The sequence below is a fragment of the Streptomyces sp. NPDC060209 genome (genome assembly GCF_042728155.1).
Lineage (GTDB): Bacteria > Actinomycetota > Actinomycetes > Streptomycetales > Streptomycetaceae > Streptomyces.
The window spans coordinates 1-20,921 of the sequence record NZ_JBHWZS010000041.1 but is presented as its reverse complement, the minus strand read 5'-3'; the positions used below and the strand labels follow the sequence as shown (position 1 = coordinate 20,921).

At 72.2% G+C, this 20,921-nt stretch carries 22 protein-coding genes, 1 other RNA gene and 1 pseudogene; 15 read left to right on the top strand and 9 right to left on the bottom strand.

What is annotated here, in order from left to right; translation table 11 throughout:
* The first annotated feature begins 1 nt into the window (after position 1).
* The 4 genes from ACFWFI_RS11250 to ACFWFI_RS11235 are packed head-to-tail and all read left to right on the top strand — an operon-like array spanning position 2 to position 3,639.
* Complete coding sequence (locus ACFWFI_RS11250) at positions 2 to 838, top strand: Nif3-like dinuclear metal center hexameric protein (protein WP_387387940.1); 837 nt, start codon at positions 2 to 4, stop codon at positions 836 to 838.
* Positions 835 to 1,578, top strand: coding sequence for a zinc ribbon domain-containing protein (locus tag ACFWFI_RS11245; protein ID WP_387387968.1), 744 nt, complete (start codon positions 835 to 837; stop codon positions 1,576 to 1,578). The genes ACFWFI_RS11250 and ACFWFI_RS11245 overlap by 4 nt, the downstream gene beginning before the upstream one ends.
* The gene (locus ACFWFI_RS11240; protein WP_387387939.1) at positions 1,578 to 2,843 is read left to right on the top strand and encodes a bifunctional RNase H/acid phosphatase; all 1,266 of its coding nucleotides are present in this window, start codon (positions 1,578 to 1,580) and stop codon (positions 2,841 to 2,843) included. The genes ACFWFI_RS11245 and ACFWFI_RS11240 overlap by 1 nt, the downstream gene beginning before the upstream one ends.
* A 10-nt stretch (positions 2,844 to 2,853) precedes the next feature.
* On the top strand, positions 2,854 to 3,639 hold the full coding sequence (locus ACFWFI_RS11235; RefSeq protein ID WP_387387937.1) for a TSUP family transporter: 786 nt from the start codon (positions 2,854 to 2,856) through the stop codon (positions 3,637 to 3,639).
* A 9-nt stretch (positions 3,640 to 3,648) separates the two neighbouring features.
* On the opposite strand, the gene eda is transcribed toward ACFWFI_RS11235, so the two are convergent.
* Both eda and yaaA read right to left on the bottom strand, forming a co-directional pair.
* The gene (gene eda, locus ACFWFI_RS11230) at positions 3,649 to 4,296 is read right to left on the bottom strand and encodes a bifunctional 4-hydroxy-2-oxoglutarate aldolase/2-dehydro-3-deoxy-phosphogluconate aldolase (RefSeq protein ID WP_387387935.1); all 648 of its coding nucleotides are present in this window, start codon (positions 4,294 to 4,296) and stop codon (positions 3,649 to 3,651) included.
* A gap of 68 nt (positions 4,297 to 4,364) precedes the next feature.
* A complete protein-coding gene (gene yaaA / locus ACFWFI_RS11225; RefSeq protein ID WP_387387934.1) occupies positions 4,365 to 5,165 on the bottom strand; it encodes a peroxide stress protein YaaA in 801 nt (266 codons plus the stop codon).
* A 135-nt stretch (positions 5,166 to 5,300) separates the two neighbouring features.
* Here yaaA and ACFWFI_RS11220 point away from each other — a divergent pair, with 135 nt between their 5' ends.
* From ACFWFI_RS11220 to ACFWFI_RS11185, 8 genes are all read left to right on the top strand, one after another.
* Entirely contained in the window at positions 5,301 to 6,740 is a 1,440-nt protein-coding gene (locus ACFWFI_RS11220; protein WP_387387933.1) for an RNB domain-containing ribonuclease, read from the top strand.
* 182 nt (positions 6,741 to 6,922) lie between these two features.
* Entirely contained in the window at positions 6,923 to 7,456 is a 534-nt protein-coding gene (locus ACFWFI_RS11215; RefSeq protein WP_387387932.1) for a TetR/AcrR family transcriptional regulator, read from the top strand.
* An 18-nt stretch (positions 7,457 to 7,474) separates the two neighbouring features.
* Positions 7,475 to 7,874: RNase P RNA component class A (gene rnpB / locus ACFWFI_RS11210), an RNA gene on the top strand.
* Between the two features lie 349 nt (positions 7,875 to 8,223).
* Entirely contained in the window at positions 8,224 to 9,906 is a 1,683-nt protein-coding gene (locus ACFWFI_RS11205; protein ID WP_387387930.1) for a sensor histidine kinase, read from the top strand.
* 5 nt (positions 9,907 to 9,911) lie between these two features.
* Positions 9,912 to 10,322 (top strand): roadblock/LC7 domain-containing protein, encoded by a 411-nt coding sequence (locus tag ACFWFI_RS11200; RefSeq protein ID WP_103515535.1) that lies wholly within the window; start codon positions 9,912 to 9,914, stop codon positions 10,320 to 10,322.
* The gene (locus tag ACFWFI_RS11195) at positions 10,319 to 10,690 is read left to right on the top strand and encodes a DUF742 domain-containing protein (RefSeq protein WP_387387929.1); all 372 of its coding nucleotides are present in this window, start codon (positions 10,319 to 10,321) and stop codon (positions 10,688 to 10,690) included. The genes ACFWFI_RS11200 and ACFWFI_RS11195 overlap by 4 nt, the downstream gene beginning before the upstream one ends.
* Positions 10,671 to 11,276, top strand: a complete 606-nt coding sequence (locus tag ACFWFI_RS11190; RefSeq protein WP_387387928.1) for a GTP-binding protein — start codon at positions 10,671 to 10,673, stop codon at positions 11,274 to 11,276. Before ACFWFI_RS11195 ends, ACFWFI_RS11190 begins: the two co-directional genes overlap by 20 nt.
* Positions 11,273 to 12,541: a cytochrome P450 gene (locus ACFWFI_RS11185; RefSeq protein ID WP_387387927.1), complete on the top strand. Its 1,269-nt coding sequence runs from the start codon at positions 11,273 to 11,275 to the stop codon at positions 12,539 to 12,541. The genes ACFWFI_RS11190 and ACFWFI_RS11185 overlap by 4 nt, the downstream gene beginning before the upstream one ends.
* A 54-nt stretch (positions 12,542 to 12,595) precedes the next feature.
* Here ACFWFI_RS11185 and ACFWFI_RS11180 read toward each other — a convergent pair whose 3' ends face one another.
* The 4 genes and pseudogenes from ACFWFI_RS11180 to ACFWFI_RS11165 form a co-directional block, all read right to left on the bottom strand.
* Positions 12,596 to 13,627, bottom strand: coding sequence for a 7-epi-alpha-eudesmol synthase (locus ACFWFI_RS11180; protein WP_387387926.1), 1,032 nt, complete (start codon positions 13,625 to 13,627; stop codon positions 12,596 to 12,598).
* 439 nt (positions 13,628 to 14,066) lie between these two features.
* Positions 14,067 to 14,318: pseudogene (locus ACFWFI_RS11175) on the bottom strand (alpha/beta hydrolase); the annotation flags it as partial.
* Between the two features lie 45 nt (positions 14,319 to 14,363).
* Positions 14,364 to 14,792, bottom strand: a complete 429-nt coding sequence (locus ACFWFI_RS11170; RefSeq protein WP_387387924.1) for a pyridoxamine 5'-phosphate oxidase family protein — start codon at positions 14,790 to 14,792, stop codon at positions 14,364 to 14,366.
* A 79-nt stretch (positions 14,793 to 14,871) separates the two neighbouring features.
* A complete protein-coding gene (locus ACFWFI_RS11165; protein ID WP_387387922.1) occupies positions 14,872 to 15,402 on the bottom strand; it encodes a universal stress protein in 531 nt (176 codons plus the stop codon).
* Between the two features lie 175 nt (positions 15,403 to 15,577).
* Between ACFWFI_RS11165 and ACFWFI_RS11160 the strand changes: the two genes are divergently transcribed.
* The gene (locus ACFWFI_RS11160) at positions 15,578 to 16,045 is read left to right on the top strand and encodes a GNAT family N-acetyltransferase (RefSeq protein ID WP_387387921.1); all 468 of its coding nucleotides are present in this window, start codon (positions 15,578 to 15,580) and stop codon (positions 16,043 to 16,045) included.
* On the opposite strand, the gene ACFWFI_RS11155 is transcribed toward ACFWFI_RS11160, so the two are convergent.
* From ACFWFI_RS11155 to ACFWFI_RS11145, 3 genes are all read right to left on the bottom strand, one after another.
* Positions 16,038 to 16,940, bottom strand: coding sequence for a glycosyltransferase family 2 protein (locus ACFWFI_RS11155; RefSeq protein ID WP_387387920.1), 903 nt, complete (start codon positions 16,938 to 16,940; stop codon positions 16,038 to 16,040). The two genes, ACFWFI_RS11160 and ACFWFI_RS11155, sit on opposite strands and share 8 nt — an antisense overlap.
* A 77-nt stretch (positions 16,941 to 17,017) precedes the next feature.
* Positions 17,018 to 17,599: a GNAT family N-acetyltransferase gene (locus ACFWFI_RS11150; protein WP_387387918.1), complete on the bottom strand. Its 582-nt coding sequence runs from the start codon at positions 17,597 to 17,599 to the stop codon at positions 17,018 to 17,020.
* A 44-nt stretch (positions 17,600 to 17,643) separates the two neighbouring features.
* A complete protein-coding gene (locus ACFWFI_RS11145) occupies positions 17,644 to 19,089 on the bottom strand; it encodes an MFS transporter (RefSeq protein ID WP_387387917.1) in 1,446 nt (481 codons plus the stop codon).
* A 105-nt stretch (positions 19,090 to 19,194) separates the two neighbouring features.
* Between ACFWFI_RS11145 and ACFWFI_RS11140 the strand changes: the two genes are divergently transcribed.
* The gene (locus ACFWFI_RS11140) at positions 19,195 to 19,806 is read left to right on the top strand and encodes a TetR/AcrR family transcriptional regulator (RefSeq protein ID WP_387387915.1); all 612 of its coding nucleotides are present in this window, start codon (positions 19,195 to 19,197) and stop codon (positions 19,804 to 19,806) included.
* 83 nt (positions 19,807 to 19,889) lie between these two features.
* Positions 19,890 to 20,888, top strand: coding sequence for an aldo/keto reductase (locus tag ACFWFI_RS11135; protein WP_387387914.1), 999 nt, complete (start codon positions 19,890 to 19,892; stop codon positions 20,886 to 20,888).
* Positions 20,889 to 20,921: the final 33 nt, after the last annotated feature.

Genomic DNA, 20,921 nt, shown 5'->3' with positions numbered 1-20,921 from the left:
CGTGCCCCGTCTGTCTGAAGTCATCGCCGAGCTCGACGCCCTCTGGCCCCCCGAGCGGGCCGAAGGATGGGACGCCGTCGGCACGGTCTGCGGCGATCCCGAAGCGGAGATCGACCGGGTCCTCTTCGCCGTCGACCCCGTACAGCAGATCGCCGACGAGGCCCGCGCCCTCGGCGCCCAGCTGATCGTCACCCACCACCCGCTCTATCTGCGCGGAACGACGACGGTCGCGGCCTCCACCTTCAAGGGCCGGGTCGTGCACGGGCTGATCAAGCACGACATCGCCCTGCACGTCGCGCACACCAACGCCGACACCGCCGACCCCGGGGTCTCCGACGCACTCGCCGCCGCCCTGGACCTGCGGGTCGCCGGCCCTCTCGTGCCGGACCCCGCCGACGCCGGCGGCCGCCGCGGACTCGGCCGGATCTGCGAGCTCGACCACCCCGAGACTCTCCGCGACTTCGCCGCCCGCGCCGCCGCCCGGCTGCCCGCCACCGCGCAGGGCATCCGGCTTGCCGGGGACCCGGACGCGGTGCTGCGCCGGGTCGCGGTGAGCGGCGGCTCCGGCGACAGCCTCTTCGACGCCGTGCGCGCCGCCGGTGTGGACGCCTTCCTCACCGCGGACCTGCGCCACCACCCGGCCTCCGAGGCCGTCCAGCACTCGCCGCTCGGCCTCGTCGATGCCGCACACTGGGCCACCGAATGGCCCTGGTGCGAGCAGGCCGCCGCGCAGCTCGACGCGATTTCCGACCGCCACGGATGGGACCTGCGGGTCCATGTCTCGAAGCAGGTCACCGACCCCTGGACCACCCACCACTCTTCTGGAGCCCCCAACTGAACGCCGCGCCCGCCGACCAGATCCGACTCCTCGAAGTCCAGGCACTCGACGTACGTCTGTCGCAGCTCAACCACAAGCGCACATCGCTGCCCGAGCACGCCGAGCTCGACTCGCTCAACAGCGACCTCGCGCAGCTGCGGGACCTGCTCGTCGCCTCGCAGACCGAGGAGAGCGACACCACCCGCGAGCAGACCAAGGCGGAGCAGGACGTCGACCAGGTGCGCCAGCGCGCCGTCCGTGACCAGCAGCGGCTCGACTCCGGAGCGGTCTCCTCGCCGAAGGACCTGGAGAACCTGCAGCGCGAGATCACCTCGCTGGCCAAGCGCCAGGGTGACCTGGAGGACGTCGTCCTCGAGATCATGGAGCGCCGCGAGTCCGCCCAGGAGCGCGTCGCCGAACTGACCGAGCGCGTCAGCGCGGTGCAGGCCAAGGTCGACGACGCGACGGCCCGCCGTGACGCCGCTACCCAGGAGCTCGACAGCGAGGCCGCCACCGTGGCCAAGGACCGCGAGGTCGTCGCGGGTGCCATCCCCGCCGACCTGCTCAAGCTGTACGACAAGCTGCGCGCCCAGCAGGGCGGCGTCGGCGCCGCCCGTCTCTACCAGCGCCGCTGCGAGGGCTGCCGCCTCGAGCTGAACATCACCGAGGTCAACGACGTGAAGGCCGCGTCCCGCGACACCGTGCTGCGCTGTGAGAACTGCCACCGCATCCTGGTCCGCACCTCGGAGTCGGGCCTGTAATGCCCGGTCCCCGCCGGCTGGTCGTCGAGGCGGACGGTGGTTCCCGGGGCAACCCGGGGCCCGCCGGCTACGGCGCGGTCGTCCTCGATCCGCTCGACGCCGTCACGCTCGCCGAGGTGGCCGAGTACATCGGGGTCGCGACGAACAACGTGGCGGAGTACAGGGGCCTGATCGCCGGTCTCAAGGCGGTGAAGGAGCTGTTCCCGGACACGCCCGTGCAGGTGCTTGTCCGGATGGACTCCAAGCTCGTGGTCGAGCAGATGTCGGGGCGCTGGAAGATCAAGCACCCCGACATGAAGCCGCTCGCCGAGGAGGCCGCGGGCATCCTGCCGGCCTCCTCGGTCACGTACGAGTGGATCCCGCGCGCCGAGAACAAGCACGCGGACCGGCTCGCCAACGAGGCGATGGACGCCGGCAAGCGGGGTGGGCAGTGGGACCCGGCGGACTCGACGGCCGACATGGAGGCGACGCGCCCGCCCGCCCTGCCCGAGCCGCCGCCTCCGTCAGGGCCGCCCGGTGACGCGGTCGCCGGCGCGGCGAGGGTCCGCGCCGCGATGGCCGCCGCCCGCCCGGCGGCGCCCGCCCGGCAGACGGGACCGGCAGCGGCCCCGCAGGTGGGCTGGGGAAGCGCACCCGACCTGGGCGCGCCCGCCACCTTCATCCTGCTCCGGCACGGCGAGACGGCCCTCACCCCCGAGAAGCGGTTCTCGGGGAGCGGCGGCAGCGACCCCGAGCTGTCGGAGACCGGCCGTCACCAGGCCGCCTGCGCTGCGGAGGCGTTCGCCGCGCGGGGCACGGTCCAGGAGATCGTGAGCTCCCCGCTGCGCCGCTGCCGCGAGACGGCGGAAGCCGTGGCCGCCCGGCTCGGCCTGGAGGTCCGCATCGAGGAAGGCCTGCGCGAGACGGACTTCGGCGTCTGGGAGGGACTCACCTTCGCCGAGGTGAGGGAGCGCCACGGTTCCGACCTCACCGCCTGGCTGGCTTCTCCCGACGCGGCGCCCACGGGCGGCGGCGAGAGCTTCGCCGAGGTGGCGGAGCGGGTCTCGGTGACACGCGACCGGCTGATCGCCCGTCACGCGGGCCGTACGGCGCTCCTGGTCACGCACGTCACCCCGATCAAGACCCTGGTCCGGCTCGCGCTGGGCGCCCCGCCGGAGTCGCTGTTCCGCATGGAGCTCTCGCCCGCCTCCGTCTCGACGGTGGCGTACTACGCGGACGGGAATCCGTCGCTGAGGCTCCTCAACGACACCTCGCACCTGCGTTAGCGGCGTCGAGGTGACCTGGTCCACGGGACTCCTGGGGTTCGTCGCCGGACTGCTGATCTCGGTGGCGACCGCACCCGTGGGGGTGTCCGGCGCGGTGTTCCTGCTGCCGGTGCAGGTCAGCGTCCTGGGCGTGCCGAGCCCCGCGGTGACCCCCACCAATCTGCTGTACAACGTGGTCTCGTGCCCCGGGGCCCTCCTGCGCTACCGCAGCAGCGGCCGGCTGCGCGGTCCGCTGACCCGGCTGCTCGTGACGGGCGCCGTACCGGGTGTGGTGATCGGTGCGGTGATCCGGGTCTTCGCCGTGCCGGGCCCCACGGTGTTCCGGGCGTTCATCGCCGTCCTGCTGCTCCCGCTGGGGGCGTGGCTGTGCGCCCGTACCCTGCGTCCCGCCCGGCGCGCGGACGGGGCAACCGCTCCGTCGCCCCGGGCCACCACGGGTCTCGCCCTGGCCGTCGGTATCGCGGGAGGTGTCTACGGGATCGGCGGCGGCTCCCTGATCGGCCCGATCCTCGTCGGGCGCGGGGTCCCCGTCGCCAAGGTCGCTCCCGCCGCGCTCGCCTGCACGTTCGTCACGTCCCTGGCGGGGGCGGGCGCCTACGCCCTGCTGTCCCTGACGGCCACGGGCGACATCGCGCCCGACTGGGCACTCGGTCTGGCCTGCGGCCTCGGCGGGCTCTGCGGCGGCTACCTCGGCGCACGGCTCCAGCCCCGCCTGCCCGAGACGGCGCTACGGCTCCTGCTGGGCGTCCTCGCCCTGGGCATCGGCCTGCTGTACGCGGTCCGGGCGGCGAGCTGAGCCCGGGGCTCAGCCGCGGCCCAGTGCCGACGCCTCGGCCGCCAGCCGCTCCACGCGCGCCCAGTCCTTCGCCGCCACCGCGTCACCGGGCACCATCCAGCTGCCGCCCACACAGCCGACGTTGGGCAGGGCCAGGTACGACGGCGCGGAGGCCAGCGAGACGCCGCCCGTCGGGCAGAACCGGGCCTGGGGGAGCGGAGAGGCCAGGGCCTTCAGATACGCGGTGCCGCCCGCGGCCTCGGCCGGGAAGAACTTCATCTCCGTGATCCCGCGCTCCAGCAGCGCGACGACCTCGGAGGTCGTCGAGACGCCCGGGAGGAAGGGCACGCCCGAGGCCTTCATCGCGTCCAGCAGGGCGTCCGTCCAGCCGGGGCTGACCAGGAAGCGCGCTCCGGCCGCGACGGTCCCGGTCACGTGCGCCGGGGTGATCACCGTGCCCGCGCCGACCACGGCGTCGGGGACCTCCGAGGCGATCGCCCGGATCGCGTCGAGGGCGGCGGCCGTCCGCAGAGTGACCTCGATCGCCGGCAGCCCGCCCGCGACGAGCGCGCGGGCCAGCGGCACCGCGTCGGCCGCGTCCTCGAGCACGACGACGGGGACGACGGGGGCGAGGTCCAGCACGGAAGCGGACACGGCGGCGGGCGCGGAGGAGGTCATGGGGTCATCCTGCCGCGAGAACCGCACACTGCGCAACGAGCGTTGCGTATGCTGCAACGCGTCGTGGATCAGTGGATCTCGGTGACCACCACATCGAGAGCCCAAGGCCGTCCGGACCGCTCAGGGGCCCGCGCCTCCACCATGTATCCGAGGTCGCCCAGGACGTCCACCAGCTCCGCCGGCCCCTTCGGCCGGGCACCGGCCAGCAGCAGGTCGCGCACCATCCGGCCCTTGGTGGCCTTGTTGAAGTGACTGACGACGGACCGCTTCTCCACCCCGTTCACCATCTGGGACTGGAGCACCCGCACACTCGCCGTGCGCTCCGCGACCTCGCCCGCGGGCTTCCACGCCCCGGCATACGCGGACGAGCGCAGATCCAGGACCAGCCCGTCCCCGGCGGCCTCCGGCATGACCGACGCCATCGGGGCGCGCCAGAACGCGTTGAGCGCCCCCAGACCCGGCAGCCTCACCCCCATCGAGCAGCGGTACGAGGGAATCCGGTCGCCCACCCGCACCGCTCCCCACAGCCCGGAGAAGACCAGCAGCGACTTCCCGGCCCGCCGCTTGGCCCCCGCGTCCAGCGTGGCCAGGCCGAGGGCGTCGTACAGCACGCCGGTGTAGATCTCCCCGGCGGGCCGGGTCCCGGCCGTGCGCAGCTCCGTGTTCTTCGCGATCTCGCCGCGCAGCCCCTCGCTCAGGCCGAGCACCTCACGGGCCTTGTCCTCGTCCGCCACGCACAGCTCGACCAGCTCGTCGAGGATCGCGGCCCGCGCGTCCGCGAGACCCGGCAGGGACAGGGACTCCGGCTTCAGCGGTGCCCCGCGCCCCGAGGCGGCCTTACCTTCGGAGGGCGGCAACAGCACGAGCACGGGCGTTCTCCTTCATACGCGGCACAGGGCCCCCTCACACGCGGAAGCCCTCCGGCAAGGGTACGGGCCGGTCCGCCCGGAGCCCGCCGGACGACCGGGATGCCGACCCCACCGCCCCGGCCTACGCTCGGTGACATGCCTCGCCGCCAGCTTCACATGACCGGCGCAGACGGCACCCCGCTGCGGGCGGCCCTGCGCGCCCTGCGCACCGGGCTCGGCCTGCCCGCCGGCTTCCCTCCCGCCGTCCTCGCCGAGGCCGGCGAGGCGGCGGGGTCCCCGGACCTGTCGGGCCACCAGGACGCCACGGACCTTCCGTTCCTCACCATCGATCCGCCGGACTCCACGGACCTCGACCAGGCGATGTACCTGGAGCGGCGCCCGCGCGGCTTCCGGGTGCACTACGCCATCGCCGACGTCGCCGCGTTCGTCCGGCCCGGCGGAGCGCTGGACACCGAGGCCCACCAGCGGGTGACGACCCTGTACTTCCCCGACGGTAAGGTCCCCCTGCACCCGCAGGTGCTCTCCGAGGGAGCCGCGAGCCTCCTCCCCGGCGAGACCCGGCCCGCCGCTCTCTGGCGGATCGACCTCGACACGGAGGGCCGCACGGTCGCCACCGAGGTGCGCCGGGCCCTCGTGCGCAGCCGCGCGAAGCTCGACTACGCGGGCGTCCAGCGGCAGATCGACGCCGGCACCGCGGAGGAACCGCTCGCCCTGCTCAAGGCCATCGGCCTGCTCCGCGAACAGCAGGAGATCGCCCGGGGCGGCATCTCGCTCGACGTGCCGGAGCAGGAGATCGTCGAACGCGACGGCACCTACGACCTCGACTACCGCGCACCGGAGCCCGCCGAAGGCTGGAACGCCCAGATCTCCCTGCTCACCGGCATGGCAGCCGCCGGGATCATGAGGGACTCGGGCACCGGCATCCTCCGTACGCTGCCGGTCGCCCCCGACGGCGCCGTCGCCCGCCTCAGGCGCTCCGCGGAAGCGTTGCGCATCGACTGGCCGCACCATGTCGCGTACGCCGAAGTGGTGCGCTCCCTCGACCCCGCGAAGGGCGACCACGCGGCGTTCCTCCAGGAGTGCACCACTCTCCTGCGTGGCGCCGGCTACAGCGTGTTCGAGCACGGAGACCTTCCCACCCCCGCCGTGCACGCCGCCGTCGCGGAGCTCTACACGCACTGCACCGCGCCTCTGCGCCGCCTCGTCGACCGCTACGCCGCCGAGCTGTGCCTCGCCGCGATCGCGGGCAGGGAGCCGCCGGAATGGGTGGTCCGGGCGTTGCCCGGCCTGCCGAAGGAGATGGCCGAGGGGACCCGCCGCGCGAACACCGTGGAGCGCGAGTGCGTCGACCTCGTCGAGGCGGCGCTGCTCGGGGACAAGGTCGGCAAGGTCTTCGACGGGTACGTGATCGACGTCAAGGACGACGAACCGACCGTCGGCACCGTGCACATCGAGGACCCGGCGATCGTCGCCCGGATCGAGTCCGCCGCCCCTCTCCCGCTCGGGGAACGGCTCCGGGTCCGTCTCACCCAGGCGGACCTCGGCTCGTCGAAGGCGCTGTTCGCGCCCGCGTGAGCGCCGCCACGGCCCTCGCGCAAGTCGTCCGCGTGGAAGACGGCGCGGGCCGGGCAGGGCGGGCGAACGGGCCGCGGAGGGCCGGGCCCAGGTCCCCGGCGACCGGCTTGTCCGCATCTCGTACGATCACGTCCTCGGTTACGGACTGCGTACCCGACTCCGTACCAGGGAAGGTCTTACGTGTGAGTGACCTCGCCATCGCCCCCACGGCCGACAGGCCCCGGCAGATCATCGCCGCCGCGCGCGCCCTGCTGGAGGCGGAAGGGCCCGAAGCGCTCACCATGCGCCGGCTTGCCGACCGGGTGGGCGTCAAGGCGCCGTCCCTCTACAAGCACTTCCCGGACAAGTCCTCCGTGGTGGCGGCACTGGCCGCCGAGATGCTCCGGGAGACAGCCGGGGTCCTGGCAGCCGCCGAGGCGGCGGCCCCGGGTTCCTTCTCCGCACTCGCCACCGCGTACCGCACCTACGCCCTGGCCCACCCGCACCTCTACCTCCTCACCATGGGGCGCACCCTTCCCGCCGGGGGAGCGGCGGACGCCGCCGCCGCTCCGCTGTTCCGTGCGGCCGGGGGCGACGAGGACCGGGCCCGGGCGGCATGGGCCTTCGCCCACGGAATGGTCGTCCTGGAGCTCAACGGCCGTTTTCCCCCGGGCGCCGACCTCTCGGCGGCCTGGGAGGCGGGCATCGCGGCCTTCACCCCCGGCCCCGCCGGGTAGCATGGTCATCACGGCAGACGAGCCGGGCGGACGGCCGCGTGAGGATCTCCGGATCCTCCCGAGGAACGTCCGGGCTCCACAGGGCAGGGTGATGGCTAACGGCCACCCGGGGTGACCCGCGGGACAGTGCCACAGAAAACAGACCGCCGAGGACCTCGGTCCTCGGTAAGGGTGAAACGGTGGTGTAAGAGACCACCAGCGCCTGGGGCGACTCAGGCGGCTAGGTAAACCCCACCCGGAGCAAGGTCAAGAGGGAGCACCCCGGTGCTCCTGCGCGAACGTCCGAGGGCTGCCCGCCCGAGTTCGCGGGTAGACCGCACGAGACCGGCAGCAATGCCGGTCCTAGATGGATGGCCGTCTCCCCGGCCGCCGCGAGGCGACCGGGCGACAGAACCCGGCGTACAGCCCGACTCGTCTGCCGCTCCACCTTTCCGGAAGGGCCTCCGGCTCGCCGCAAAGGCCCTTTCCGGCCTTTCTGCGAGTTCCCGATCCGGGCCGCTCCTTGCCCCCACATCCGGGCCGTGCCCCTGATGTCGGCGTACCTCGTCCGAGCCTTGCCACGGCGGCCGGAAGGTTCCGGCCACAGCGTGATCGAATACCTTCGGTATGCGGAGGGGAGTTGATCACTTGCATCCCAAACCCGATAGGCTCCCCTGCGGCGCGGCGAGTTGACTCGAACTCACTCGGCCGCTGCCGCGCTGCCCGCTCGACGTGTGCGGCGCCTGCACGACCCCCCTGTTCGATTGTGTTGCTCTCGAAGGATGCAGATGGAACTTGCCACTCCACCCCCGGCGGCACGCGCTCCGGTCGCCTGGTACGGCTGGTGGCTGATGCCACTGGCCTTAGGGGCCGGAACCGTCGCCACCGCAGTGGCGGGACCTGATCAGGTCCAGATACCCGCGACGTTCGCGGGTGCCGCGGTCACCGTCGCCGGCGCGGCCTGTGTACGGCTCCTCGTCCGGACCCGTAGTCAACTCGGCCGTGCGAACGACGACTTCCGCTCGGCTCAGACCGAGCACTCCCAGCAGCGGTACGCGGATGTGCGGGGCCGGGAACAGAGATTCGCGGCCGAGCGCTCCGCTCTGGAGGCGCAACTCGGCGAGCAGGCAGCCGCCTTCGAGGCCCGGCTCGCGGAGCACACCCAGGCGTACGAGACCGGCATCACCGCACGGACCGGCGCGATGGAGGAGCACCTCGCGCTCCAGCAGGCCTCCGTCGGCAGACTCGGCGACAGCGACCTCCCCGAAGCGATCAAGCGGTTGCGGGACGGCGAGGCCATCGACGACATCCTGGCCGAGGTCGGCCAGGACGCCGACGCGAGTCCGGAGCTGCGCGCCGCGCAGCGCAAGGTCCTGCGGACCGCGCTGCTCGGCGTGGAGGAGGAGCTGAATCGTTCCACCTCGGCCGAGCAGGCCGTGGTCGGTATCGGCAGCCGGATCCACGTACTGACAGGCCGGCTTCGCGGCCGGCTGCACGAGATGCAGGGCGAGCACGGGCGGCTGCCCGCGGTGGCCCAGGGGCTCATGGAGCTGGACCAGGAGATCGGTCCCGCCGACTGTCTCGCCGCCAGCATCGGTGTGCTCGGTGGTTCGGACCGGCCCGGACGCCAGTGGCAGGAGCCGCAGCGACTGCTCAGCGTGGTACGGGGCGGCATCGGGCGCATCAAGGACTTCAACCGTATCCAGGTGCGTCACCTGCCCGAACTCGGTGTCGACGGCGGGCTGGTGGATCACCTCACCCTGATCTTCGCCCACCTCCTGGACAACGCGGCGCGCTACTCGCCGCCCACCGAGCCCGTGGTCGTCTCCGGCAAGGAGGTGCCCAACGGTGTCGGCATCGAGATCCAGGACGCGGGCAAGGGGCTGAGCGACGAGCGGAAGCGCGAGGCGGAGCAGTCCATCGCGGGTACCTCGAAGGGCCCCGGCCTCGGCGGTATCTCGGAGGACGCCAACCTGGGTCTGCGCGTGGTGGGTGCCCTGGCGCGCCGCTACGGCATCCGGGTCACCTTCGCGGACTCGCCGTGGCTCGGCACCTCCGTGGTCGTGGTGGTTCCCCACAAGTACTTCAGCCATCTGCCCGCCCCCGTCACCGAGCCGGTCAGGCCCGTTGCGGGAAGGGCCGAGCCGGTCCCCGAGCCGGCCGAGATCGCCGTGCCGGTGGAAAGCACCGAAGCCATGGAAGCCATCGAAGCCATGGACACCACGCCCGGCGGCCTGCCCCGACGCAGGAGCAGGCGGGCCGACACGCCTACCGCCCGGCCGAGCGCCGGCGACCGGAACGTGGACTCCATGGCCGCCGTGCCGCCGGACGCGTCGTTCGCCGGCCTTGCCGCCTTCGCCACCGCCGGACGCGAGAGCGGCCCGCCAGGGGTGACGACCGCGGACGCCGACCCGGGCGCCCGCGAGACGACTTCCGGCCGCGAGTCCAACCGCACTGAAGAGAGCGACTAGTCCACATGACGCAACAGGGAACCGACGTGAGCTGGGCGCTCCGGGATCTGACGGAGAGCATCCGGGAGATCCGCTTCGCCCTCGTGGCATCCAGCGACGGCAAGGCCATCACTTCCTACGGCGCCGACGATCCGGACGACGTGGACCGCTTCGCCGCCGTGGTCGCGGGCCTGCAGGCGCTCGCGCAGCCGGTCGCCGAGCAATTCCCCACGTACGCGGGGCAGTTGCGCCTGGCGATGATCGAGGTCGACGGCGGTCATCTCTTCGTGGTGCGGGCCGGTGTGGAGACGTACCTCGGGGTTCTTGCCAGGGAAGGGCTCGACCAGGGCCTGCTCGGACATCAGATGAGGGACCTGGCGCGAAGGATGGGTGAGCTTCTCGGCACCAGCCCGCGCCTGGAGGAGCACTCTGGATGAGTGGTCCCAGCCGGCCCACGGACCCGCCCGGTCTCGAGCGCTACTACGTCCTCACAGGGGGGCGCAGCGGACCGGGGGGTTCGGCGTCGACCCTGGACGTGGCGACCCTCATCATCTCCCGTGCCGCAGCCGAGCCCGGCCTGCAGCACGAGCACGAGGAGATTCTCCGGCGCTGCCGCGATCCGCTGTCGGTGGCCGAACTCGGCGCCCACCTCGGATTGCCCTTCAACATTCTCGCGGTGCTCCTGGCCGATCTGCTGGACGCAGGCCGCGTCGAAGCCCGTGATCCCATCCCGGCGTCAGGAGCCGGCCGCGGGCCCGACATCGCGCTTCTTGAGGAGGTACTCAGTGGACTTCAAAGGCTTTGACCATCCCGACCGGCAGACGGCCGGGGGCACCCGCTCGGTGAAGGTGATGATCGCCGGCGGCTTCGGTACGGGGAAAACCACCCTGGTGCGCTCGGTCAGCGACATCAAGCCGCTCACCACCGAGGAGACGCTGACCCAGGCCAGTGTGGACGTCGACGACCTGATCGGGGTGGCGGACAAGCAGGAAACCACCGTCAGCCTCGACTTCGGCAAGATCGGCATCAACGAGGAGCTGGTGCTGTACCTGTTCGGGACACCGGGGCAGGAACGGTTCTGGTTCCTGTGGAACGGCCTGTTCAAGGGCGCCCTCGGGGCCGTGGTCCTGGTGGACACCCGGCGACTGGCGTCCAGCTTCCGGGCCATCGAGGAGATGGAGCGGCAGAACGTGCCCTTCGTCATCGCCCTGAACGTGTTCCCCGACTCCAAGGACCACCCGGTCGAGGAGATCCGCGACGCCCTGGACATCCCCGAGCACACCCCCGTCGTGACCTGCGACGCCCGTGACCGGAACTCCAGCCGTGACGTGCTGATCGCGCTGATCCGTCACCTCAAGGCGCGCTCTGCCGTCGCTCTGGAGCCCCGATGACCGATCACCCGGCGAACGCCGCGGACGCCACCCGCGGCTGCCCCGTCATGCACGGCGGTGCGGACGACCTCACCCGGCTCTACGGGCCGGACGCGGCGATCGACCCGCAGGGCATCTACGGGCGGCTGCGCAAGGAACACGGGGCGGTGGCACCGGTACTCCTCGAGGGTGACGTCCGCGCGTGGCTGGTGCTCGGCTACCGCGAGAGCCGGCGCGTGCTCGACAACCCCCTCCAGTTCAGCCGGGACTCGCGCATCTGGCGGGACTGGCAGGAGGGGGGCGTCGAGGAGACCTCGCCGCTGATCCAGATGCTCGGCTGGCGCCCCGACTGCGTGTCCCAGGACGGCGAGCCGCACCGCAGGCTGCGCAGGGCCGTCACCGACAACCTGGACACCCTCGCGGGGCGCGGAATCCGTCGCCATGTCACGCACTTCGCGAACAAGCAGATCGACGCGTTCGCCGAGAAGGGCAGCGCCGACCTGGTGGGCGAGTACGCCGAGTACCTGCCGATGCTCGTGCTGACGAGGCTGTTCGGGCTCCCGGCGGCCGAGGGGCGAAGTCTCGCGGTCTCCTGTGCCCAGGTCATCAAGGGTGGTCCGGACGCCCTCGCGCACAACGACCGCATCATGGAGATCCTCGGAGCGCTCGCCGAACGCAAGCGCGTCGAGCCCGGCCCCGACTTCACCACCGGGCTGCTCGCGCACACGGCAGGCCTCGACGAGGGCGAGATCCTCAGCCATCTGCGCCTGGTGCTGATCACCGCGCACACCACGACCAGCAACCTGCTGGCCCGGGTGCTGGAGCTGGTCTTCACCGACGCCTCCCGTCTCGCGGGACTCGTCAGCGGCCAGCGATCCGTCTCCGAGGTCGTCGAGGAAGTCATGTGGAACACCCCGCCGCTGGCGGTCCTCCCGGGGCGTTTCGCCACCGCGGACCTCGAGCTGGGCGGTACACAGATCAAGGAGGGCGACCTGCTGGTGCTCGGGCTCGCCGCCGGCAACCTCGACCCGGACATCCGGCCCGACTCGGGTGTCTCCGTACACGGCAACCAGTCGCACCTCGCGTTCAGCGGCGGCCCGCACGAGTGCCCCGGCCAGAACATCGGCCAGGCCATCATCGAGACCGCCGTCGACGTCCTGCTGCACCGGCTGCCCGGGCTGCGCCTGTCGGTACCCGCCGACGAACTCACCTCGACCGCCTCCACCTGGGAAGCGCGTCTGGACACCCTCCCGGTCGAGTTCGCGGCACAGTCCTCCCCGGTCTGACCGCGCCCCGCGTTCCTGCCCGGCCGAGGCTTCCGGCCGGGCAGGAACGGCGTGTCAGACGGCGAGCAGATCGTCCAGCGATCCCCTGCCCGCCAGCTCGGCCGTGGCGGCCGGGCCCTCCTTCGCGGCGGCGTAGCGGCCCGAGGTCAGCGCCCACTCGTAGTTGCCGCTGATCCAGTGCTGGATGGCTTCCACGCCCATCCGCACCTGGTCCCGCTGCTCCGCGCCGAGGCCGAGCTCCTCGCACATCACCGGTATGTGCGCCTCGAGTTGGAGGTACTCCTCCAGGCACTCCGAGGTCATGCGGTACGCCTCGTCGGCGGCCTGCTCCCACGTACCGCCGCGCTCCCGGTGCAGCACGGCGATGAGGTTGTGGCCGTCGCCGCGGCGCTTCTCCCGCTCGAAGGAGTGGATGTCGTTCATGAACCCGATCGTGTCCGCGGCCAGGTCCCGCATCCGGACCATGAGGTCGTGCGCCTGCACCTGAGCCGGCACCTCGAAGCCGCGGCTGCGTTCACCCGCGTCGATGCTGTGGTGGATGCCTACGGTGCGGCGGCGGAACTCCGCGTACTCGTCGATACCGAGGGTTCCGGCCCGGCCCTTGGCCGCCAGGTCGACCTCCTCGGTGTGTGCCACGAGGAAACGCCCCCAGGAGGCGGCGAACCGGGTCCGCCAGGTCAGGGACATGCCATCCGAGAGATGGGCCCACACCTCGGCCCAGGCCACGGTGATCGGGCAGATCACGCGCGGAGCCGTCCCGGCGGGCCGGAGCGGCGTGGCTATCAGCTCCCGCGCGACCTCCGCTATGCGGTCCGCGCGATCGGGGCTCCCGGAGTCGAACTGGTCGTCGAACAGGAAGGCCAGGGAGAACCAGTTCATCAGGACGACCATGTCTTCGGCCGAGGCGTGGGGGTACGTCCGCGCCGCCGCCTGGGGCAGGTCCCAGGACTGGTATTCCTCGAACCCGGCCTGGCTGCGAACCAGGCCCATCTCCCACACCCAGCGCAGGTGGCGCTCCCGGGCGTAGGCGAGGTGCTCGCTGACCGGGGCCTCGAAGGGGAGGTCGAATGTGACGTCCTGCGGCATTGGCGTCCTCTCTTGAGACGATTCACAGGCCCCCGCCCTGCGACAGGGCGATCGGGATTGACGCCCATTGACTCGAAGTGCACGTTTTGAGCCCGTAATTGATGGCTCATCATGTGCGCCCTGAGGCTGCCCAGAGCCTAAACGATCTATGCCGCAAGATCGGCTCGAAGAAAATTTTCCGGAATCAGGGCTTCATCCGACCCCGGCCGTCCCCGCCCGCACCGGCCCCGGGGTGACTTCACGGAGGTCAGGGAGCGGGGACGAGAAAAGGGGGCGGTCCCGGGGCGTACGGCTGCCGGCGGCCCGATGACCGGCAGAGGGCCCGTCGTGGTCCGCCTTCCGGACAGGGGGGAGGGGGCGCTGTTTCGGCCGTTGCCCCCCGAGACGCCGCTCGGCCCCTCTCCCGCCGGGAGCGCCCTCCCCTGAACGGCCCTCTGCTGCTCAGGGCGGCGGCGGTGGCCCGCGCGAACGCGTCAGGGTTGTCCAGCATCATGTTGTGGCCGCAGTCGGCGACCGGCACCACGGTGACGCCCGACCGCCGTAGTTCCTCGGCGCCCGCGAACGGGCCGTCGGCCTCGGGGAACAGGAAGGTCCGTGGCGCCACCGGACGCGTCATCAGTTCACGGATGGTGGGGGTGGTCCCGCGGGTGGGGTGGACCGCGCTGCGGTGCAGGGCCTCCCGACCGGCCAGGCATCGTCGGTGGCCGCCGTGACCGGCTCGCGCGTACGCCGCGTCTCAGAACCCGCCCAGATCGGAGCTGAGCCAGTGCTGGGGGCGCATGTGGATGACCACCTGCTCGCCGTGCTCCTTCCAGGCGAAGTCGACGTAGCCGTCGACCTTCTCGGCGGGCAGGTAGCGGGACGAGATCTCCACCAGCTGTTCGCGGGTGGCGGGGAGCGTCGCGACCACGGGGCCCTCGACGGAGACGTAGCGGACGGTCGGCGTGACGCGGTCGACCATGATGCTGAAGCGGCCCGCACCGGCGATGGAGATCCCCTTGCGGGAGGCGCGCCCCGTCATGATCCACAGGTCGCCTCCGGGTTCGTACTGGTACCAGATCGGCACGGTGAGCGGTGCCCGCCCCTCCTCCGCCGCGTTCACGGCGAGTGCGGCGACGTGCGGCTCGGCCAGGAACTGTTCACGTTCATTGCGGGTCAAGGCCACAGCTGGGACTCCTCGGATGAGCGGTCGGCGTTGCCTGAAGGCCGCATTATGCATCGTCCGACCCGCGCGGGCGGTGGAGTCACACGCCGTCCCGGTCCGTGAGTTCCCGGGTGTCGAGCCGCAGGCGCAGGACGTTCCGGCGGTGGACCGCCGCCAGGTCGGTCCGCAGGGGTGACGGCGGGACGGCGAGCACAGGGCACGGCGCGTGCGCCAGGCAGTAGCGGGCCACGGAGGGCCGCAGGAATCGCCGCAGCGCGCCGCGCGAGCCGGTCCCCACCACGAGGACGCAGTCCTGGGCGAGGGCCGCGTCCACGAGCACGGCACCAGCAGTGCCCCGTACGGCCCGGCCGGTGACCGGCACTCCGGCCCCGACCGCGCCGAAGGCCGTGCCGAGGGCATGGCTCAGCCTCTCGACGGCATCCTCACGGCACAGCGGGAGTGAGGGGGCGAGGCTGACGCCGTGCCGGCCTCCGATGCCGGCCCCGGGGGCGTCCCAGGCCAGCACCGCCCACAACTCCGCGCCTCTCAGGCGTGCTTCGGCGGCCGCGCACAGCAGCACCGCGGGACTTCCGTGTGTGCCGCTCACCCCGGCCACGACTCTGGGCCGCATCGACTCCACCTCTCCCGGCCGCCGCACCGTCCTCCCCATGACAGCGCGGGGGCAGGCACCCGGAGCGCGGTACTGACGGGCCTCTGACGCGCCGGCCGCGGATCCTGACGGTCCGCTGATGCCTCTGGACGCCCCTGGTATACCTGTGCGTTCACCGACGAGGGGGAGCGACAGGATGGCTCAGGACACGTCCGTACGGCTGAGGGCGGCGACCGCCGAGGACGCGGAGGAGATCACCCGGGTCTTCCTCGCCTCACGGGCCGCCGCGCTGCCCGGTCTGCTGCGCGTGCACAGCGACGAGGAGACGCTCGCCCGGATCACCCATGTGGTGCTGCCTGACAGCAGGGTGTGGGTGGCCGAGGGGGAGGCGGGGGAGCTGCTGGGCTTCGCCTCGCTGGACGGGGACGAGCTCGACCAGCTCTATCTGCGGCCCGACACGCTGCGGCGGGGCATAGGCACGCAGTTGCTGGAGCGGGTGAAGGAGGCCTCGCGGGGGGAGGTGAGCCTCTACACGTTCCAGCGCAACTCCGCCGCGCGTGCCTTCTACGAGCGGCACGGCTTCGTCGCCGTGGCGTACGACGACGGCAGCCGCAACGAGGAGGAGGAGCCGGACGTGCTGTACCGGTGGACGGCGGTCAGATGACCGGCGGGCGGCCCAGCCGCGTCATCCGCCACACCGTGCGCCAGCGCATCGGGTCGCGTTCGCCGCACTCGGTGCGCACCCCCTCGGCGAAGCCGGCCGCCCAGGCGCGCAGGCCGGAGGCCGAGCGGGTACGGGCGACGGTGAGCAGGATCCAGGTGCCGAGGTAGACGGGGACCAGGAGGAAGGGCAGGTTGCGGCGGGCCAGCCAGACACGGTTGCGGGCCGTCATGCGGTAGTAGACCGCGTGCCGGGCCGGGGACGTCTTGGGGTGCTGGAGCAGCAGTCCGGGCTCGTAGAGGATCTTCCAGTCCGCGTCCAGCGCCCGCCACGACAGGTCCGTCTCCTCGTGCGTGAAGAAGAACTCCGCAGGCCAGGGGCCGGTTTCGGCGAGCATCTCCATGGAGAGCGCGTGGCCGCCGCCGAGGAACGCGGTGACCGGGCCGCCGCGCATCGGGTCCTTGGCGCGTAGGCGGGGGACGTGCCGGCGCTGGGTCTCGCCGTGTTCGTCCGCGATGCGGAAGCCGACGATGCCGAGGCGCGGGTCGGCGGCGTACAGCTCCTGGACCGTGCGGAAGACATCCTTGTCCACGAGGAGTCCGTCGTCGTCCAGCTCGATCACCACGTCCACGTCGCCGAAGCCGGCGAGCGCGTCCAGGGCCTCGTTACGGCCGCCGGGGCAGCCGAGGTTCTCGTCGAGTTCGAGCATGGTCACGCCGCCGGTCAGGTCCGTCAGGCCGGGGAAAGAGCCGTAGTCGGGGAGCGGAGAGCCGTTGCCCACGACGACCACGCGGGAGGGGCGAACGTCCTGCATGGCCACCGACGCCAGCAGTGCCTCGACCTGACGCGGACGGTCTCCCATGGTCACGATGGATACGCCGATGCGTGGTTCGGACAAGGCTCGGCTCTCCAGGGGTTTCAGTGGCTGCGGCACCGCGGTGCCACCGCGGTGCCCGCGATCGTAACGCCTCGTGTTCAGCTGCCGGTGGGTGCCCGGACACCGGGAGGCCGGTCGTCGTTCAGCCGGGAGCAGATCAGCATGTCCCGGCGCCGCCCCCCGATCTCCTGCCAGCCGCGCAGCAGACCTTCGCGCCGGTAGCCGGCACTCTCGGCGGTGCGCACCGAGGCCGTGTTCCACGGCTCGATGAGCACCTGGACCCGGGGGATGCGCAGCTCGTGCAGGGCCCAGGTGGTGACCGTGCGAAGTGCCGCTCCCGCGACCCCCTGGCCCCGGCCCGGGGCCGTCATCCAGTAGCCGAGTGTCGCCCTGCCCTCGGCCGCGTCCGCGAGCCAGAGTCCGATGGAGCCGACCGGCCGCCGGTCCCGGGTGCGCGCGATGGTGAACGGGTACCCGGTCCCGTCGGCCGCCCGGTCCCACTGGCGCCTGACGTAGGCCTCGGCCGCCTCTTCGGAGTAGGGCGAGGGGATCGTGGTGATCAGTGGGATGTAGTCGTCCTCCGCCGCCTCGCGGACGAGGGGCAGGTCGCTCATCTCCCAGGGGCGCAGGACGAAATCGGCTCCGGCGGTCATGCTGGGGACGGTCAGCGGTTGTGCCATGACCGTCATCCTGCCGCGCCCGTGTCCCGCCGCCCGGGCCCGACTCACCCGGCGGAGGCCCGGCTCCCGGACCGGCCGAGGAACGCCCCGGCGAGCAGTGCTCCCGCGAGGACGAGGGCGGAGTTGACGAGGACCGCCGCCGAGACCCCGGACAGCACTGCTTCGGGCCCGGTGTCCGTGCCCGTCCGGGCGGTGACGATCGCGCTCATGACCGGGATGCCCATGGTGATTCCGACCTGCTGGGTCATCGTGGCCAGTCCGGTCGCCAGCCCCTGCTCCGTGTCGGGAAGACCGGAGGTCGCGGTGACCATGAAGCCCACGATCATCAGCATGTTGCCGACGCCACCGACGAAGGTCGCGGCCAGCAGGAGCACGATCCAGCCGCCGGAGGTGCCGAGTGCCACCAGGGAGAGGGTGGCGGCGGCCTGGACGACGCCGCCCAGGACGATGGTGCGCCGGTTGCCGAATCTGCCCACCGCACGGCCGCCGAGCATGCCGCCGGTCACTGTGCCCACCCCCAGGACGCCGAAGGCGAGTCCGGTGGCGAGCGGGGAGTAGCCGAGGACCTCCTGGAGGTAGAGCGTCAGCAGGAAGACCAGGGAGGTCTCCGTGACGAAGGCGATCAGCCCGGTGGCGTTCCCCCAGATGACGCTGCGCCGCCTGAGTATGTGCACGGGGACCAGAGGTGCCGCCGCCCGCTTCTCGACGAACCAGAACCCCGCGAGGAGCGCGGCGCCCACCAGCAGTGCGGCCTGCGTGGTGGGTGTGGTCCAGCCGGACTCGCCCGCCTGCGTCAGACCGTAGACGACCAGGAGCAGGCCGCCGGTGACGGTCGCGGCGCCCGGCAGGTCGAGCTTCGGCCGCTCGGCCGGCCGCGAGTCGCTGATCACGGACGGGGCGAGGGCCACGACGAGCGCGGCGACGGGGGCGTTGATGAAGAAGGCCCAGCGCCAGGAGAGCAGATCGGTCAGCAGGCCGCCGAGGATCGCCCCCGCCGTGAATCCGGCGGACATCAGGGCGCCGTTGAGCCCGAGGGCACGCTCGCGAAGGGGGCCTTCCCTGAACGCCGTGGTGAGCAGCGCGAGTCCGGCCGGAGTGACGGCCGCGGTGGCCAGGCCCTGCATGACGCGTGCGGTGAGCAGCACCTCGGGAGAGGTGGCGAGCCCGCCGAGTACGGAGGAGAGGCCGAGGACGGCCATGCCGCCGATGAACAGGCGCTTACGGCCGACGAGATCGGCGACGCGCCCGAACAGCAGGGTGAATCCGGCGGCGGCGAGGGCGAAGGAGGTGGCGATCCACTGGAGGTGGGAGAGGGAGAATCCGAGACCCTCGCCGACGGCGGGCAGGGCGACGTTCAGGATCGAGAAGTCCACGGCGATCATGAACTGCGCGCCGAGGAGGAGGACGAGGACGAGCTTCTGCCGGCCGGTCATGCGCGGGGCCGGAGTCCGGGGAGGCGCGGTGGCGGATGCCGTGCTGGTCGTGGACATGGGGTGCCCTTCCTGGAGACCCGAGAGCGTTAACGGTTCTTTGGTTCCGTTAAGATGGGTTCACCGTAGCAGGGCTTGGTCGACTAATGGAACTGGAGAACCGTTATGGATGCAGGGGATGGAGAGCCGGGCACGGTCCGGCCCGGCGGGCGTACGGCCCGGGTGCGGGAGTCCGTGCTGCGCGCGGCCGGTGACGCGCTGGTCGAGCAGGGCTTCGACCGGCTCGATCTCGCCGATGTCGCCCGCCGTGCCGAGGTCGGCAAGACCACGGTCTACCGGCGCTGGTCCACCACGGCGGGACTCGTCGCAGACCTGCTGACGGACATGGCGGAGCAGTCCGTCCCGCGCACGGACACGGGGTCCCTGGACGAGGATCTCCGGGCCAACGCGCGGCTGGTGGTCCGGACGCTGACCGACGCACGCCAAGGCCCTCTCTTCGCCGCCGTCCTCGCGGCGGCGACCTGTGACGCCCGGACGGCCGAGGCACTGCACCACTTCTACGCGGTGCGCATCGACGAGTGGGCGGGCTGTGTCGACGCGGCGGTCGGGCGGGGTGAACTGCCCCCGGGCACCGATGCCCGCGAGGTGATCCGGGCAGTGTCGGCGCCCCTCTACTACCGGCTGCTGGCCAGTGGCGACCCCCTGGACCAGGCGGTCGCCGACCGCGCGGCCGAGGCGGCCGCGGTGGCCGCGAGGGCGGGCGTGTACGTGAGCTGAGACGGGGACCCGTGAGGGTGAGCCGGAGGGGCCGGCGAAGGACGCTTGACTTCTTGTGCACTCCAACTCGTAGCTTCTGCGCCATGCGGACGGAAACGGATTGGCAGCAACGAACGCTCGGCAGCAGCGGGATCGAAATGGGTGCGCTCGGCTTCGGGTGCTGGGCGATCGGCGGCGAGTGGTCGGCGCCCGACGGCAGCCCGCTCGGCTGGGGCAAGGTCGACGACGACGAGTCGGTGGCCGCGATCCGCCGGGCGCTCGACCTCGGGGTGACCTTCTTCGACACAGCGGACGTGTACGGGGCCGGGCACAGCGAAAGGGTGCTGGGCAGGGCGCTCGCGGGCAGGCGGGACGAGGCCGTCGTCGCCACCAAGTGGGGCAACCTCTTCGACGGGCGCACCCGGACGATGGGCGGGGCCGACAGGTCTCCCGCGTACGCCCGTGAGGCGCTGACCGCCTCGCTGCGCAGGCTGGGGACCGACCGGATCGATCTCTACCAGCTGCACCTCGGTGACACCCCGCTCGACGAGGCGGCGGAACTGCGCGATGCCTGCGAGGAGTTCGTGGCCGAAGGGCTGATCAGGGCCTACGGGTGGAGCACCGACGACCCGGAGCGCGCCGCGGTGTTCGCCGAAGGTGAGCACTGCGCGGCAGTCCAGCACGCCTGCAACGTGCTGGAGGACGCTCCCGGGATGCTTGACCTCAGCGAGGAGCGAGGTCTGATCAGCGTCATCCGGAGCCCGCTGGCCATGGGCCTCCTCGCCGGCGTCCGTGGCCAGGGCCGGCGGGCGGCCGCGGGGGACATCAGGTCCACCCCGCCCGCCTGGCTGAGCTGGTTCGAGGCGGGCGGGGTACCGGCGGAGCACTGGGCGAAGCGGGTCGAGGCCGTACGTGAGGTCCTGACCGCCGACGGCCGGACCCTCGCCCAGGGGGCCCTCGGCTGGCTGTGGGCGCGCAGCGGACGGACGGTGCCGATCCCCGGCTTCCGGACGGTCGCCCAGGCCGAGGAGAACGCCGCGGCCCTCGACCACGGCCCGTTGCGGCCCGAGCAGCTCAAGGAGATCGCCGGCCTGCTCGCGTGAGGACGGGCGCCGGCCCGCTCGTGTTCCGACGGG

Excerpts from the sequence above, each read along its gene's own strand:
- ACFWFI_RS11145 (WP_387387917.1), bottom strand. The coding sequence starts at position 19,089 with ATGTCCACGACCAGCACGGCATCCGCCACCGCGCCTCCCCGGACTCCG.
- ACFWFI_RS11135 (WP_387387914.1), top strand. The coding sequence starts at position 19,890 with ATGCGGACGGAAACGGATTGGCAGCAACGAACGCTCGGCAGCAGCGGG.
- ACFWFI_RS11140 (WP_387387915.1), top strand. The coding sequence starts at position 19,195 with ATGGATGCAGGGGATGGAGAGCCGGGCACGGTCCGGCCCGGCGGGCGT.
- ACFWFI_RS11240 (WP_387387939.1), top strand. The coding sequence starts at position 1,578 with ATGCCCGGTCCCCGCCGGCTGGTCGTCGAGGCGGACGGTGGTTCCCGG.
- ACFWFI_RS11185 (WP_387387927.1), top strand. The coding sequence starts at position 11,273 with ATGACCGATCACCCGGCGAACGCCGCGGACGCCACCCGCGGCTGCCCC.
- eda (WP_387387935.1), bottom strand. The coding sequence starts at position 4,296 with ATGACCTCCTCCGCGCCCGCCGCCGTGTCCGCTTCCGTGCTGGACCTC.
- ACFWFI_RS11160 (WP_387387921.1), top strand. The coding sequence starts at position 15,578 with ATGGCTCAGGACACGTCCGTACGGCTGAGGGCGGCGACCGCCGAGGAC.
- ACFWFI_RS11220 (WP_387387933.1), top strand. The coding sequence starts at position 5,301 with ATGCCTCGCCGCCAGCTTCACATGACCGGCGCAGACGGCACCCCGCTG.
- ACFWFI_RS11205 (WP_387387930.1), top strand. The coding sequence starts at position 8,224 with ATGGAACTTGCCACTCCACCCCCGGCGGCACGCGCTCCGGTCGCCTGG.
- ACFWFI_RS11165 (WP_387387922.1), bottom strand. The coding sequence starts at position 15,402 with ATGCGGCCCAGAGTCGTGGCCGGGGTGAGCGGCACACACGGAAGTCCC.
- ACFWFI_RS11195 (WP_387387929.1), top strand. The coding sequence starts at position 10,319 with ATGAGTGGTCCCAGCCGGCCCACGGACCCGCCCGGTCTCGAGCGCTAC.
- ACFWFI_RS11200 (WP_103515535.1), top strand. The coding sequence starts at position 9,912 with ATGACGCAACAGGGAACCGACGTGAGCTGGGCGCTCCGGGATCTGACG.
- ACFWFI_RS11150 (WP_387387918.1), bottom strand. The coding sequence starts at position 17,599 with ATGGCACAACCGCTGACCGTCCCCAGCATGACCGCCGGAGCCGATTTC.
- ACFWFI_RS11180 (WP_387387926.1), bottom strand. The coding sequence starts at position 13,627 with ATGCCGCAGGACGTCACATTCGACCTCCCCTTCGAGGCCCCGGTCAGC.